This window comes from Microbacterium sp. ARD32, assembly GCF_031844385.1.
GTDB lineage: Bacteria > Actinomycetota > Actinomycetes > Actinomycetales > Microbacteriaceae > Microbacterium.
Genome location: NZ_JAUZVD010000001.1, coordinates 690,375 through 703,207 on the forward strand (window position 1 = coordinate 690,375; position 12,833 = coordinate 703,207).

Consider the following 12,833-nt stretch of genomic DNA (forward strand, 5'->3'; position numbering starts at 1 on the left):
GAGAGGTGTCAGCAGAGCAGATCGCGTTCCAGATCGCATTCGCCTCGGTGGAGTCCGCCGACGGCTCGGACCCGCGTGTGCGCGCTGAGGGCATCCTGCGATCGCAGCGCGTGCTGGCCGCGATCCGTCCCGGCGAGCCGGAGCTGATCGTGCTGCTGCCGGTGACCGAGTCCGCCGATGTCGTGGCTCTGGATGCCGAGGGCGCGCTGCGCTTCGATCTGAGCGCCGCGCGGCTGGGTGAGCTGTTCGCGGCGGCCGGACTGACGCTGCTGCTCGGGCTCGCCGATGACGGTGGCGACGACGGGGATGCGGAGCTGGAGCAGGAGTTCGCCGACGCGTTCGAGCAGCTGGACGATCCGGCCGAGGCGCCGCACGAGTTGAGCGCGTTCGGGATGCCAGAGGGCGCCGAGGGCGCCGACGACCCCTTCGCGCCGGATCCCGTGCGCGTGGTGGAGTTCTCGCGACGCGGCCCGTGGGCCGCCCGGCTGACCGCGCAGCTGCTGGACACGCCCGTGGAGTACCTGGAGGACCGCACCTGGTCGGCGTACCGCTACGCGACCGGCCGCGTGCATACCGCGATATCGGGCGGAGCATCCGACGGACCGATCATCGAGGTGAACGTGCCGCACGACGGCGACGCGTGGGTCGAGGTGAGCGGACCGCACGGCCGCACGGCGATGTTCTGGCCCGACGCCGAGCGGCTGACCCGCCCCGTGCTCGAGATCGACGAGATCGCGCTCGCCTCGAGTGCCGAGGTGTATCGACGGATGCTGAGCGAGATCGACGGCGCGCGCGAGGAGCTCGCGGAACTGGCGATGGCGGATGCGGTGGACGCGGATGCCGTGCGGCGGGCCTGCCTGCCCGAGTCCCTGGGCGGCGTGGCGGGCGAGCGCGAGCGCCTGCACGCGCTGGTGACCGCCTTCGGCGTTCCGGAGTCGCTGGTCACCGCAGCGCTCTCCGAGGTCGGGCTCGGGCGTCGTTACGCGCCGCGCGGCTGGCCGCACGCCATCGGCGAGCTGCTGCTCGGCGGCATCGGCGAGATGGTGCCGCTCACGCGACGCGACCGCCCCGTTCCGCGAGCGGCCCGGCTGCTGCGCAAGCGTCCCCTGCTGGGCATCGCGCTGAGCACCGCGGAGCTCGCCGTCGGCGTCGGGCTGGGCCGCGGGCGTTCGCGCGCAGGGCGCGCCATCGGCATCCTGCTTCTGATCGACGCGATCGTCGATCTCACGATCTGGGCGATCCGCATCAGACGGCGCTGACTCAGACGGCGCTGACGCGCCGAGCGACCCGCCCGCCCGGGGTCACAGCACGGCGGCGAGGAAGTCCTTCGTGCGCTGCTCCTGCGGTGCGCTGAAGATCTGGTCGGGGGAGCCCTCCTCGACGATCCGTCCGCCGTCGAACATCAGCACCCGGTTGGACACGTCGCGGGCGAACTGCATCTCGTGCGTGACGATCAGCATGGTGACATCCGTGTCGCGGGCGACGTCGCGCAGGATGTTCAGCACCTCGCCGACGACCTCTGGGTCGAGCGCGCTGGTGACCTCGTCGAGCAGCAGGATCTCGGGCTCCATGGCCAGCGCCCGCGCGATCGCGACACGCTGCTGCTGGCCGCCGGAGAGCTGGGTGGGGTGGGCGTCGGCCTTGTCGGGCAGGCCCACCATCTCGAGCAGCTCGTGCGCTCGGGCGATCGCCTTGGCCTTCGGCTGTCCCAGCACGTGCACGGGCGCTTCGATGATGTTCTCCAGCACCGTCATGTTGGGGAACAGGTTGAACTGCTGGAACACCATGCCGATGCGCTTGCGCATCTCGTTCTTGTGCTTCTCCTTCAGCTCGACGCGCCTGCCGTCGCGCTCGGTGTGCGTGAGCGGCTGCCCGTCGATCAGGATGTAGCCGGCGTTCGCCTCTTCGAGGGTCATCACCAGGCGCAGGATCGTGGTCTTGCCCGACCCGCTGGGGCCGATCAGCGTCACGCGGTCGCCCTTGCGCACGGTGAAGTCGAGGTGGTCCAGCACGACGTTGTCACCGAAGCGCTTCTCGACCTTGTCGAAGCGGATCGCGGGGACGATGCCGTCCTCCAGGCTGATGGCGCCGGTGTGGGGCTGGTGGTCAATGGAAGGCAAGGCGCTTCTCCAATCGGGTGACGAGGAGGGACGTCGGGTAGCTCGCGATCAGGAACAGGATGCCCGCCATCGTGATCACCTCGATGTACCGGAAATGATTGCCGCCGTAGGTCTGCGCCGCGCCGAGCATGTCGATGACCGTGATGGCGGCGAGGAACGGCGTCTCCTTGAACATGGAGATGACGTAGTTGCCCAGAGCGGGGGCGGTGGCCCGCACGGCCTGCGGGATGATCACGGCGATCCAGGTGCGGCCGGGCGACATCGACAGCGCTGTGGTGGCCTCCCACTGCCCCTTCGGGATCGAATCGATGCCGGCCCGGTACACCTCAGCCATGTAGGTGGCGTAGTGCACCCCGAACACGACGATGCCGATGGTGAGCGGGTCGATGCTCGTGAAGGTGAAGTAGATGAATAGCAGCTGCACGACGATCGGCGTCATCCGCACGAAGTTCATCGCGAACGTGATGACCGCGGCGACCGGGCGTGGAGCGCTGCGCCGGGCGAGGGCGATGAGCAGCCCGAGCACGGCGGCGATGGCGCTGCCGACGAAGGTGACCAGCAGCGTGACGGTGAGGAACTTCCAGAGCATGTCGGGAAGCGCCGCCCAGACGTGGTCCCAGTTCCAGAGCGAGTTGTCGATCATGCGCCTGCACTCGCCCCCTTGAGGTCGGGAACGGCCGAGGAGGTGGTGCGCGGCTTCTGGCCGAGGCGGTGCTTGGCGCGCCGCTCGAGAAGCGTCATCAGGCCGGAGAACGCGTAGGCGATGGCGAAGTAGACAACCAGCGCGAGCGAGTAGGTGAAGAAGACGTCGCGCGTCTCCTGGCGGAGGTCGTTGAACACGGCGGTGAGGTCGATGATCGTGATCAGGTACACGACGGCGGTGCCCTTGATCAGCTGGATGAGCAGGTTGTTCAGCGACGGCAGCATCAGCGCCCACGCCTGGGGGAAGATGATCCGCCACATCCGCTGCGCCCGGCTCATGCTGAGGGCGGTGGTCGCCTCCCACTGGCCGGCGGGCACCGACTTGATCGAGCCGCGCACCACCTCGGCGCCGTACGCGCCGTAGTTCAGTCCCAGCCCGACGATGCCGACCACGATGGCGGGCAGCTCGACGTTCATCGGCGGCAGCGGCAGCACGAAGAAGAGGAAGAAGAGCTGCACCAGCAGCGAGGTGCCGCGGAAGAACTCGATGATCGTGCGGGCGATGCCGCGCAGCACGATGTTGTCGAGCCCGGCCATGAGGCCGAGCCCGACGGCGATGAGGAACGCCAGGAGGGCGCCGCCGATGCTGAGTTCGAGGGTGATGATCAGCCCGTCGAACAGCCGCGGCAGCGCTCTCCCCAGCGCGTCGAGGTTGTCGCTCACGAGAGTAGGCTCAGCCCCTCGTCACTGCAGGTCGTCGAGGTCGCCCGCGCAGAGCTTCTCGGTGGTGACGTTCTCGGGCGGCAGGTTCTCGGCGGTGAAGCCGAACGGCTCGACGAGGTCGAGGTAGGCCTGCTCGTCGCCGGTGATCTTCGCGAGCTCCTTGTTGTACGCCTCGAGCAGGTCCTTGTCGGCCTTGCGGAAGACGGTGGCGCCGGCGCCGATCTGCTTGACGCCGTCGATCTCCTGCACGAACGCCTCGGTGGTCTCGAGGTCGTCCATCTTCTCGGTCATCCAGTTCAGCGACACCGCCGTGAGGGCGAACGCGTCGGCGCGACCGGATGCGACGGTCTCCAAGCCGTTGGCCGCGCTGTCGACCTCGACGGTGTTGTCGTAGCCGCCGAGATCCTTGACGTAGCCGGCCTCGATGGCGCCGGACTGGAGGGCGAGCTTCACATCGCCGCCGGTCGCGAGCACGGAGTCGAGGTCGCTCAGGCCCTTCGGGTTGCCCTTCGGCACCGCGAGCGTGGTGGTGTACATGATCTCGGGATCGCTGAACGCGGCCTGCTCGCAGCGCTCGGGAAGGATCGACATCCCGGCGCTGACGACATCCCAGCGACCGGCGTTGAGCCCGGGGATCAGGTTGTCCCAGTCGACCTGCTCCACCTCGATGTTGTCGATGCCGAGGTTCTTGAAGATCTGCTTGTGGATCGCGATGGTCGCACCGGTGGGGCCGTCGTCGCCCTTCCACGAGTAGGGCTGCTCGCCGTTGATCGCGAGCTTGATCGTGCCCGACTCCTGCGCCTTCTCAAGGGTGGTCTGGCTGCCTGCGCCTTCGGAACCCCCGTCGCCGCCGGACGTGCAGCCGGCGAGCGCGAGCGTCAGCACCCCCATGGTCGCGAGTGCTGTGAGTGCTGCTTTACGCGTCATGATGCTCCCTGTTCGTCGTGGATCGGAGTCCTCGTCGTGGATGTGGCCGCGTTCGGGTGTGCGACCCCGGAACACGATACGGGACTGTGTCGATCCACGTACAATCGGACGTGCAGATTGTCGACAATGAGACAGAAACGTTGCCAAAGCGTCGTGACCGTGTGCACGGGTGCGGCGGGGCGACAATGGATGCGACGCACTGCGCGTCGTGACGTGAGGAGACCCGTATGGCCCGTGACCTGCCCCGATCCGTCGGACGGGCGTCCGTGCTGCGCGTTCCGCGCCTGTCGACGGTCGATCTGATCACGATCGAGCTGCGCAAGGCGATCTTCTCGGGCGCGCTGCCCGTGGGCGCCCCGCTCGGAGAGGTCGAGATCGCGTCGCAGCTCGGGGTGAGTCGCAGTCCGCTGCGGGAGGCCGCGCAGCGGCTGGTGCAGGACGGCATCCTGGTGGCCGTGCCCGGCCGCGGGATGAGCGTGGCGGTGATCGCGGGCGATCAGGTGGCGGATGTGTACGAGATGCGGCTGGCGATCGAGGCCCAGGCCGCGCGCCGGATCGCGCGGAGCCGGGATGCCGCGGCGCTGGCCCGCATCGATGCGGCCTTTCAGGAACTGGTCGTCGCCAGCGAAGGGGACGACCCCAGGGCGATCGGCGACGCCGACCTGGAGTTCCACCAGGTGCTGGTGGATGCCGCGGGCAGCGACCGGCTGACGCGCAGCATGTCGGCGCTGGTGATGCAGACGCGCATCGCGAGCTTCAGCGCGCCCGAGGGGTACTCGGTGCGCCGCTCGATCTCGCCCACGTACCGCGTGCTGCTCGATGCGCTCAGCGCAGGGCAGGAGGCGGACGCCGTCGCGGCGTTGGAGGAGCAGTTCGCAGAGGCCGTCTCGCGTCTGCGCGGCGACGACCTGACCGTGGACACGGTCGAGGTGGAACTGGCGGACCAGGCGCAGGTGTTCGACCCGATCGACGCCCGCGCCGCTCACGACGTGCACTGAGGGGCGTCACCGCAGACGGGGCGTGGACGTTGGCGGTGCAATAGTCCTGGAGAACCAGCGAAGCGCCGCCGGAATGGATCCGACGGCGCTTCACTGCGTCTCGCTGGCGCTCGCTCAGTACAAGCGACGGGCTCAGCGACCCAGGAGAGCGGGGCACAGCGCCCCAGGCAGGGTGCCGCAGCGACCCGCCGTCAGCTCTGGGACTGGCCGTACGAGCCGAGCTGGCGGGTCGACTCGACCACGCGGGCGGCCATCGCGGTCTCGGCGATCTTGCCCCAGGCGCGCGGGTCGTACTGCTTCTTGTTGCCGACCTCGCCGTCCACCTTCAGCACGCCGTCGTAGTTCTTGAACATGTAGTCGGCAATCGCCCGGGTGTACGCGTACTGCGTGTCGGTGTCGATGTTCATCTTGATCACGCCGTTCGCGACAGCGGTGGCGATCTCGGCATCCGTCGAACCGGAGCCGCCGTGGAAGACCAGGTCGAGCGGCTTGGCGCCGGTGTTGTACTTGGCGGCGACCTCGGCCTGGATCTCGCCCAGCAGCTCGGGGCGCAGCTTCACGCCACCCGGCTTGTACACGCCGTGCACGTTGCCGAAGGTGAGGGCGGCGATGTAGCGACCCTGCTCGCCCAGACCCAGCGCCTGCACGGCCTGGTCGACATCGGCGAAGGTGGTGTAGAGCGCTTCGTTCGAGCCCTCGTGCGCGACGCCGTCCTCCTCGCCGCCGACGACACCGATCTCCACCTCGAGAATGGCGTTGATCGCCTTCATTCGGGGGAGCAGCTCCTTGGCGATCTCGATGTTCTCCGCCAGGGGAACGGCCGAGCCGTCCCACATGTGCGACTGGAAGATCGGGTTGCGCCCGGCCTTGACCTCTTCCTCGGATGCGGCGATCAGCGGCTCGACGAAGCCGGCCAGCGCGTCCTTCGGGCAGTGGTCGGTGTGCAGCGCGACGGTGACGGGATAGTTCTTGGCGACCTCGGTGGCGTAGCGCGCGAAGGCCAGGGCGCCGGTCGCGCGCGCCTTGACGGTGTGGCCGGCGAAGTAGTCGGCTCCACCCGTGGTCACCTGGATGATGCCGTCGGAGCCGGCCTCGGTCAGCCCCTGCAGCACGGAGTTGATCGTCTGCGAGCTGGAGACGTTGAAGGCGGGGTACGCGAAGCCACCGGCCTTCGCGCGGTCGAGCATCTCTGCGTACTGTTCCGGAGTGGCGACGGGCATGAAATCTCCTGCTTCTGAAGTGCGGGGGTCACGTTCACTCTATCGGCGCGGATGATCCTTCTTCTGTGCTGTTGCGCGCCGCCGGGCCGCTGTTCTTGGCCGCCTGTTAAGAACCGCCGATCCTTCATGGCGTAGACGCCAAAAGTCCCCGGTTTCGATCGCGTCGATCGATACCATGACCGCATGGTGAGCCTCACAGCCGATCTCAGCCCCCTCCGACCCGACCGCAACCTGGCGTTGGAACTGGTGCGCGCCACCGAGGCGGCGGCCATCCGCGCCGTGCCGTTCATCGGCCGCGGCGCCAAGGAGGCGGCCGACGGCGCCGCCGTCGACGCGATGCGCGCGTTCCTCGGAACCGTCGACTTCCAGGGCCGGGTGGTGATCGGCGAGGGCGAGAAGGACAATGCGCCCATGCTCTTCAACGGCGAGCAGGTCGGCACCGGACGCGGCCCGGAGTGCGACATCGCCGTCGACCCGATCGACGGCACCTCGCTGACCGCGGCCGGCCGGCAGAACGCCCTGTCGGTGCTGGCCGTCTCCGACCGCGGCTCCATGCTCGACGCGTCCAGCGTCTTCTACATGGACAAGCTGGTCACCGGGCCCGCGGGTGTCGGCGTCGTCGACATCCGCCTTCCCATCGGCGAGAACATCCGCCGCCTCGCCGGGGCGCTGGGCAAGCCGGTCGACGAGATGGTCGTCTCGGTGCTGCATCGTCCGCGTCACGAGAGGCTCATCCAGGAGATCCGGGATGCCGGTGCCGGCACCCGCCTGATGAGCGACGGCGACGTGGCCGGCGGCATCAACGCCGCCCGCCACGACGCGCGCACCGACATGTGCGTCGGCGTCGGCGGCAGCCCGGAGGGCATCGTCACCGCCTGCGCCATCAAAGCGCTCGGGGGTCACATCCAGGGCATCCTGTGGCCGCGCGACGATGAGGAGCGCCAGCGCGGCATCGACGCCGGCCTGAAGATGGACACCGTCTACGAGGCCGACGACCTGGTCAAGGGCAACAACACGATCTTCGTCGCGACCGGCGTCACGGACGGCCAGCTCGTCAGCGGCGTGCGCCGCGACGGCGGCTACCTGTACACCGAGAGCATCGTGCTGCGCAGCGCCTCGGGCACGCTGCGCCGGATCACCTCCGACCACCTGGTCTCGAAGTGGCTGTGAGCGCCCGCGATCGGCTCTGCTGAGGACGACGGCGCCCCGGCTCCCGGCGTTCTCAGCCGCGGCTGGCACAATGGGGTGGACCCGGTGCCGTTCGCGCGCCGGGAGGACGCAGAACAGGGGAGCTCGGGATGACAGCGCGCGAGCAGTCGAGCCACGGTCAGCAGATCACCACGAAGACCGGTCGCATCGTTCGGGTCACCGAGGAGCAGCTCGCCGCAGCCGCCGCCGCGAAGGCCGCGGCCAACGCGTTCCCGGACCCCGCTCGCCGCAAGGACGTGCTCTTCCGGGTGCGCCGCGAGGAGGGCCACGAGATCAGCTCGTGGTGGATGATCGGCGCCTTCCTGCTGACCTCGAGCATCGTCGTCATGCTGCTCTCGGGAGTGCCGGGCGGAGCCTGACCCCGCTCCTGCGTCGCTGACCCCGCCGCTCAGGCGACGGCGCGCTGCGGCGCGGATGCCGCCGGTGCCGACAGACGGACGCCGAGGGCCGCGGCGAGCGACTCCACATCATCCGCTGCGGCACGGCGCGCGGCATCGATCACGATCTGCGCGCACGCGCGCGCGTCGGCGAGGGCGTCGTGGTGCGGGAACTCGCCGAATCCGGCGGCCGCTGCCGCCTTGGGCAGCCGGTACGAGTCGAGGTCGTAGGTCTTGCGGGCCACCGCCAGCGAGCACAGCGAACGATACGGCGGCGCCTCCAGCCCGGTGGCCTCGCACGCACGGCGCAGCACGTTCAGATCGAATCCGGCGTTGTGCGCGACCAGCACGTCCGCGCCGGCGAAGGCGCAGAGCCTGCCGAGCTGCTGCACCCAGGTGACGGCATCGGCCACATCGTGAGCGCGGAGGCCGTGGATCTTCGTGTTCCACTCGTTGAACTCGTCGTGCCCGGCCGGCGGCCGGATCAGCCAGCCGGTCTGCGCGACCACCCTGCCCTCCCGCACCCTGACCAGTCCGACGGAGCAGGCCGAGGCGGGGCTGGAGTTCGCCGTCTCGAAGTCGATCGCGGTGAAATCCAGTGGCACGTCTCCACTCTGCGCCCGGGTCCCGCACGGCCGTCGCAGGCTCGCCGTAGGCTGACGACATGAGCGATGCGCGAGCGACATCCTTCGGAGCGGAGGCCGACAGCTACGAGGCGGCGCGGCCGGACTACCCGTTCGAGGCGGTGGCGTGGATGCTGGAGCGCCTGCCCCACGGCGCACGGCGGGTGGCGGACGTCGGCGCGGGCACCGGCAAGCTCACCCGCGTGATCGCGGACGCGCCGGACGCCGAGGTCGTCGCGATCGATCCGGATGCCGGGATGCTGGCGAAGCTGCGCGAGACGGTCCCCGGCGTGCCGACCTTCGTGGGCACCGCCGAGGCATTGCCGCTGCCGGATGCGAGCGTGGATGCCGTCGTGCTCGGCCAGGCCTGGCACTGGGTGGACCCGGCCGCGGCATCCGCCGAGATCGGCCGCGTCGTGCGCCCGGGCGGCACGCTGGGGCTGATCTGGAACATCCGCGACGAGCGGGAGGAGTGGGTGCGGCGCCTGACGCGGATCATGCACTCCAGCCCCGCGGAGAACATGGTCAACGGGCCGACCTCCCGCGGGCCGCGCATCGCCGAGCCGTTCGAGGATGTGCAGATCGAGCGCTGGGAGTGGCTGCGTCCCATGACCCGCGCACAGGTGCATCGCATGGCCGACTCCCGCAGCTACCTGATCACGGCGCCTGCGCAGGAGCGGGCGGACATCCACGCGGGAATGGACGAGCTGTTCGATGAGCTGGGCGTGCAGGACGAGCAGACGATCGATCTGCCGTACGTCACTCACGCGTTCCGGGCGCGACGGCACGACTGAGCCGGCATGTGCGCCGAGCGCCGTCAGGAGCGGGGGAGGATGTCCTTCTCGAGGTCCTGGAAGTCGATGAAAGACGCGCCGTGGGGTATGCGAACGCAGGGCTTGTCGATCGTGATGCCGAGTGTCATCTCGTCGGCGCCGTAGTGCGTCTTGCCGACCGTGAACCCGCCGGTCTTGACATCGACGGTGATGTCATCGCGCTCATAGCGCCCAGCCGGCTTGCCAGGGTCGAGTTCGACGTCCCGATAGGCATCCGTCTCCTCCCACCCCGATGCCGTGAGCTGCTTCACCAGCGAGTCGAATCCGGCGACGAGGTCTTCGCCGACTTTCACGGAGATTCCCGCCCGGTACGACACGCCGGGAAGGGGCTCGCTCTGGCACACGTCGACCGCGCTGCCTGCCGAGGCATCCGTCAGGCCGGCGGCGTCAAGGGCGGCCAGCAGATCCTGAGCCGCGGCGTCGACGGAGGCGGCCTTGGTCTCGAGCACCGCGTGCGGATCGGCAGGTACGGCCGAGCATCCGCTCAGCAGGAAACTGAGAAGCCCCACCGCGATCACCACGCTCCGTCTGAGTCTCATGGAATGTTCGTCCCCGTATCGGATCGACCCGGCACATCCGCAGTGGGCGTGCGATCCTTCTCCGGATCGACGGCCAGCCGCCACCACGGATCGTACGACTGCGAGGCCGCGTTGACGTCGCCGCCGTGCCCGTCCACGATCCGCCCCAGGTTGTAGAGCGACTCGCTGTCCCGATCGTAGTACCGGCTGTGGTCGTCGAAGTTGCGCCCGTCGCCGCGGTGCACCGACTCGGCCTCGAAGCGCTGGGCGCCGAAGTCCTCGGATGACGGGTCCACGCCCAGCCCGCCCTCGATCCAGTCTTTGCGGGCCCAGCCCTCGTCGCCGAAGAAGGCGACGGCGTCCCTGCTGTTCCGCCCGTCGTACACGTGAGCGGCGCCGACGCTGAAGTCGGAGGCGTGATCGGCGGGCCCGGCGCCGGGGCTGCCGATCAGGGCGATGTCGTCCACGGCGAGATCGTGATCGGTCGCCGCATAGGACGTCGCCGTCGACCCGTAGCTGTGCCCGATCGCGGTCATGTGGGCGGGGCTGTCGGGCCGGGAGGCGCGCAGGCCGTCGACTGCGGTGGCTAGTCGTTCACCGCCGTCCTTCGCGCGCCCCTCCGTCAGCGTGGCCGGATCCACGGCGCTGTCCGGTGTGTCGTAGCCGAGCCAGAACATCGTCGCCACGCTCGAGCCGTCGCCGCCGTAGCGGGCGCTCTCATACAGGCGGGTGGCCGCGGCGGCGCCGCCGGGAGCATCCGTCATCTCGGTCTTGATGCCGGGCACCTGCACCGAGACGTCATCCGCGGTGTCCAGATCTCCCACGGCGATCGCGACGCGGCCATCGCCCCCGAACGCATCCGGATCGTAGAGCCAGAGCTGGCCTCCGGGATGGTCTTCGCCATCGGTGCCTGGCACCGTGTAGTCGTCGGCGTGCTTCAGCGCCTTCTGCGTCGCCTCGGCGTTCTTCAGGCGCTGCCTCTCCTGAGCGGTCAGGGTGCCGTCCGCCTCCTTCTGGTGCAGCTCGGCGAGGTCGGATTCCAGCAGCTGACAGTTCGCGCGATCGCGAGCGGATGCCGGAAGGCCGTCGGCGCTGCCGATCTTCTCGGGGTATGCGGCGATCACGGCGTTCTGCTCGGCCTCGGACAGGCTGTTCCACCAGTCCGCCATCGCCTTGGGCGTGGCGAACAGCGGCCTCTTCAGCAGCGCGATCGCCGCCAAGCCGTCGACGCCGCCACCGGGCGCCCGCGCCTCGGCAGCGGTGTCGGCCCCCGTGAAGAGCCGCACCAGGTAGTCCTCGTTGTCGGCGGTGCGCGCGCGGAAGCCGGTGATGTCATCGATGATCGAGGTGCGCTGCGTGCGGAGCCGGCGAGCGCGGTCCTGCAGCGCCGGCGCATCCTCTTCGGTCCCTGCGTCGGCATCGGCGACCAGCGCGACCCGGTCCCGCTCATAGGCGGTGACCTGCCCGGAGAGAGTGGTGTGCTCGCTCTGCAGCTCGCGCAGCTGCTCCGCGAAGACGTCGATGCCGCGTGCGACGCGCTTGAGCGTCTCGCCCATCGGATCGTGCTGCTTCGCGAATCGCTGGGCGTGCGCGGCATAGGCATCCGAGGCGGCACCGAGCCAGAACGCGCCGGGGCGCGAGAGCCGGTCGGCTTCGTCGGCGAACTCCGCGATGCTCGCGGATCCGTGCAGCAGCGTGCTCGCCAGCGCTTCTGCGCCGGACGGATCGCCGTCGGGGCGCTCGGGATAGTCGATGGCGGCGGGGATCTGGATCGTGATCATCGTGCATCCGGCTTCATGGCATCCATCCGGCGCGCGATCTCGGCGTCGATGCTCTGGTACGACGTGCCGGTGGAGGTCAGCTCGTCCGCGTACACGTCGGCGGCGATGGATGCCTTGCGGGCGGTGCTCTCCCACATGTCCAGAAAGGTCTGCGCAGCGCTGACGGCGTCGGCGGGGAGCGCCGTCGTGGTCGCGGCGGCGAGCGAACTGGTCGCACGGCGCATCTGCGACGCCTGCGTGCGCCAGCGCGAGACCAGGGCGCCGGCGCCGAGCGGGTCGTAGCTCACGCCGCCGGTCATGCTGCACCGCCGAGCAGTTCGTAGGCGATGCGCTCGCCGACGGGAACTCCGGCGGACTCCAGCCGCAGGAACAGGTTGCGGTTCGCCGGGGCGTGGCCGAACAGCAGGTGCGCGTCCCCGAGCTCGCCGTCGCGGTCGGCCATCACGCGCGGCGTTCCGGTGGGCGGGAGGAAGACCCGCCAGCCGTCGGCGGTCAGCCGTTCCGCCGCGCCGCGCAGGTGGCCGAGGGCGATGCCCTCGTCGACGTCGCCGAGGGTGAGCGTGACGCTGTGGCGCACGGAGTCGACGGCCGGGCCCGGGATCCAGCGCGCGTCGCTGCGCGGCATCCCGTGACCGACCAGAGCGGCCCAGAGCCGATCCGTCTCGCCGATGTGCTCCTGCGCGAACGCCTCCGGCGCCCGGGGCGGGAGCTGCGGAGCCTGCGGAGCCGGATGCTGCGGGGGCAGCAGCACGATGTCGATGTCGGGATGCCGGCGGCGCACGACCGACCAGAACGGGTCGTCGATCTGCTCTTCGCTGACCTCGTCTGGCACCATCGGCTCCTCTGCTCGGCTGGCACCATG

General features: G+C 69.7%; 15 protein-coding genes. 5 read left to right on the plus strand and 10 right to left on the minus strand.

Translation table 11 applies throughout. The features are described from left to right. The first annotated feature begins 5 nt into the window (after window positions 1-5). On the plus strand, window positions 6-1,259 hold the full coding sequence (locus tag Q9R19_RS03190; RefSeq protein ID WP_311254893.1) for a hypothetical protein: 1,254 nt from the start codon (window positions 6-8) through the stop codon (window positions 1,257-1,259). 42 nt (window positions 1,260-1,301) lie between these two features. Here Q9R19_RS03190 and ehuA read toward each other — a convergent pair whose 3' ends face one another. From ehuA to Q9R19_RS03210, 4 genes are read right to left on the minus strand one after another with little or no spacing between them, the layout of a single operon-like run. Continuing rightward, window positions 1,302-2,111 carry an ectoine/hydroxyectoine ABC transporter ATP-binding protein EhuA gene (gene ehuA, locus Q9R19_RS03195; RefSeq protein ID WP_396653456.1) on the minus strand — a complete coding sequence of 270 codons (810 nt, stop codon included), beginning with the start codon at window positions 2,109-2,111 and terminating at the stop codon, window positions 1,302-1,304. Next, a complete protein-coding gene (ehuD, locus tag Q9R19_RS03200; protein WP_311254894.1) occupies window positions 2,107-2,763 on the minus strand; it encodes an ectoine/hydroxyectoine ABC transporter permease subunit EhuD in 657 nt (218 codons plus the stop codon). Before ehuD ends, ehuA begins: the two co-directional genes overlap by 5 nt. Then, window positions 2,760-3,485, minus strand: a complete 726-nt coding sequence (locus tag Q9R19_RS03205) for an amino acid ABC transporter permease (protein WP_311254895.1) — start codon at window positions 3,483-3,485, stop codon at window positions 2,760-2,762. The genes ehuD and Q9R19_RS03205 overlap by 4 nt, the downstream gene beginning before the upstream one ends. A gap of 21 nt (window positions 3,486-3,506) precedes the next feature. Continuing rightward, window positions 3,507-4,412 (minus strand): transporter substrate-binding domain-containing protein, encoded by a 906-nt coding sequence (locus Q9R19_RS03210; protein ID WP_311254896.1) that lies wholly within the window; start codon window positions 4,410-4,412, stop codon window positions 3,507-3,509. A gap of 227 nt (window positions 4,413-4,639) precedes the next feature. Here Q9R19_RS03210 and Q9R19_RS03215 point away from each other — a divergent pair, with 227 nt between their 5' ends. Continuing rightward, window positions 4,640-5,410: a GntR family transcriptional regulator gene (locus tag Q9R19_RS03215; protein ID WP_311254897.1), complete on the plus strand. Its 771-nt coding sequence runs from the start codon at window positions 4,640-4,642 to the stop codon at window positions 5,408-5,410. A gap of 191 nt (window positions 5,411-5,601) precedes the next feature. Here the strand turns inward: Q9R19_RS03215 and fbaA are convergent, their stop codons facing one another. Next, window positions 5,602-6,630 (minus strand): class II fructose-bisphosphate aldolase, encoded by a 1,029-nt coding sequence (fbaA, locus tag Q9R19_RS03220; RefSeq protein ID WP_311254898.1) that lies wholly within the window; start codon window positions 6,628-6,630, stop codon window positions 5,602-5,604. A gap of 183 nt (window positions 6,631-6,813) precedes the next feature. Between fbaA and glpX the strand changes: the two genes are divergently transcribed. After that, entirely contained in the window at window positions 6,814-7,800 is a 987-nt protein-coding gene (gene glpX, locus Q9R19_RS03225) for a class II fructose-bisphosphatase (protein WP_311254899.1), read from the plus strand. A gap of 128 nt (window positions 7,801-7,928) precedes the next feature. Beyond that, window positions 7,929-8,198 (plus strand): hypothetical protein, encoded by a 270-nt coding sequence (locus tag Q9R19_RS03230; protein WP_311254900.1) that lies wholly within the window; start codon window positions 7,929-7,931, stop codon window positions 8,196-8,198. A gap of 29 nt (window positions 8,199-8,227) precedes the next feature. Here Q9R19_RS03230 and Q9R19_RS03235 read toward each other — a convergent pair whose 3' ends face one another. Further along, window positions 8,228-8,821 carry a 3'-5' exonuclease gene (locus Q9R19_RS03235; protein ID WP_311254901.1) on the minus strand — a complete coding sequence of 198 codons (594 nt, stop codon included), beginning with the start codon at window positions 8,819-8,821 and terminating at the stop codon, window positions 8,228-8,230. Between the two features lie 59 nt (window positions 8,822-8,880). Between Q9R19_RS03235 and Q9R19_RS03240 the strand changes: the two genes are divergently transcribed. Continuing rightward, window positions 8,881-9,633, plus strand: coding sequence for a class I SAM-dependent methyltransferase (locus Q9R19_RS03240; RefSeq protein WP_311254902.1), 753 nt, complete (start codon window positions 8,881-8,883; stop codon window positions 9,631-9,633). Window positions 9,634-9,656: 23 nt separating this feature from the next. Here the strand turns inward: Q9R19_RS03240 and Q9R19_RS03245 are convergent, their stop codons facing one another. Genes Q9R19_RS03245 through Q9R19_RS03260 form a run of 4 tightly spaced genes read right to left on the minus strand, consistent with a single transcriptional unit; the run spans window position 9,657 to window position 12,803 of the window. Next, complete coding sequence (locus tag Q9R19_RS03245; protein WP_311254903.1) at window positions 9,657-10,211, minus strand: hypothetical protein; 555 nt, start codon at window positions 10,209-10,211, stop codon at window positions 9,657-9,659. Further along, a complete protein-coding gene (locus Q9R19_RS03250; protein ID WP_311254904.1) occupies window positions 10,208-11,971 on the minus strand; it encodes an alpha/beta hydrolase in 1,764 nt (587 codons plus the stop codon). Before Q9R19_RS03250 ends, Q9R19_RS03245 begins: the two co-directional genes overlap by 4 nt. Next, complete coding sequence (locus Q9R19_RS03255) at window positions 11,968-12,270, minus strand: hypothetical protein (RefSeq protein WP_311254905.1); 303 nt, start codon at window positions 12,268-12,270, stop codon at window positions 11,968-11,970. Before Q9R19_RS03255 ends, Q9R19_RS03250 begins: the two co-directional genes overlap by 4 nt. Beyond that, complete coding sequence (locus tag Q9R19_RS03260) at window positions 12,267-12,803, minus strand: hypothetical protein (protein ID WP_311254906.1); 537 nt, start codon at window positions 12,801-12,803, stop codon at window positions 12,267-12,269. Before Q9R19_RS03260 ends, Q9R19_RS03255 begins: the two co-directional genes overlap by 4 nt. Between the last annotated feature and the right edge of the window lie 30 nt (window positions 12,804-12,833).

Excerpts from the sequence above, each read along its gene's own strand:
- Q9R19_RS03250 (WP_311254904.1), bottom strand. The coding sequence starts at position 11,971 with ATGATCACGATCCAGATCCCCGCCGCCATCGACTATCCCGAGCGCCCC.
- Q9R19_RS03230 (WP_311254900.1), top strand. The coding sequence starts at position 7,929 with ATGACAGCGCGCGAGCAGTCGAGCCACGGTCAGCAGATCACCACGAAG.
- Q9R19_RS03210 (WP_311254896.1), bottom strand. The coding sequence starts at position 4,412 with ATGACGCGTAAAGCAGCACTCACAGCACTCGCGACCATGGGGGTGCTG.
- Q9R19_RS03215 (WP_311254897.1), top strand. The coding sequence starts at position 4,640 with ATGGCCCGTGACCTGCCCCGATCCGTCGGACGGGCGTCCGTGCTGCGC.
- ehuD (WP_311254894.1), bottom strand. The coding sequence starts at position 2,763 with ATGATCGACAACTCGCTCTGGAACTGGGACCACGTCTGGGCGGCGCTT.
- Q9R19_RS03255 (WP_311254905.1), bottom strand. The coding sequence starts at position 12,270 with ATGACCGGCGGCGTGAGCTACGACCCGCTCGGCGCCGGCGCCCTGGTC.
- glpX (WP_311254899.1), top strand. The coding sequence starts at position 6,814 with ATGGTGAGCCTCACAGCCGATCTCAGCCCCCTCCGACCCGACCGCAAC.
- fbaA (WP_311254898.1), bottom strand. The coding sequence starts at position 6,630 with ATGCCCGTCGCCACTCCGGAACAGTACGCAGAGATGCTCGACCGCGCG.
- Q9R19_RS03240 (WP_311254902.1), top strand. The coding sequence starts at position 8,881 with ATGAGCGATGCGCGAGCGACATCCTTCGGAGCGGAGGCCGACAGCTAC.
- Q9R19_RS03245 (WP_311254903.1), bottom strand. The coding sequence starts at position 10,211 with ATGAGACTCAGACGGAGCGTGGTGATCGCGGTGGGGCTTCTCAGTTTC.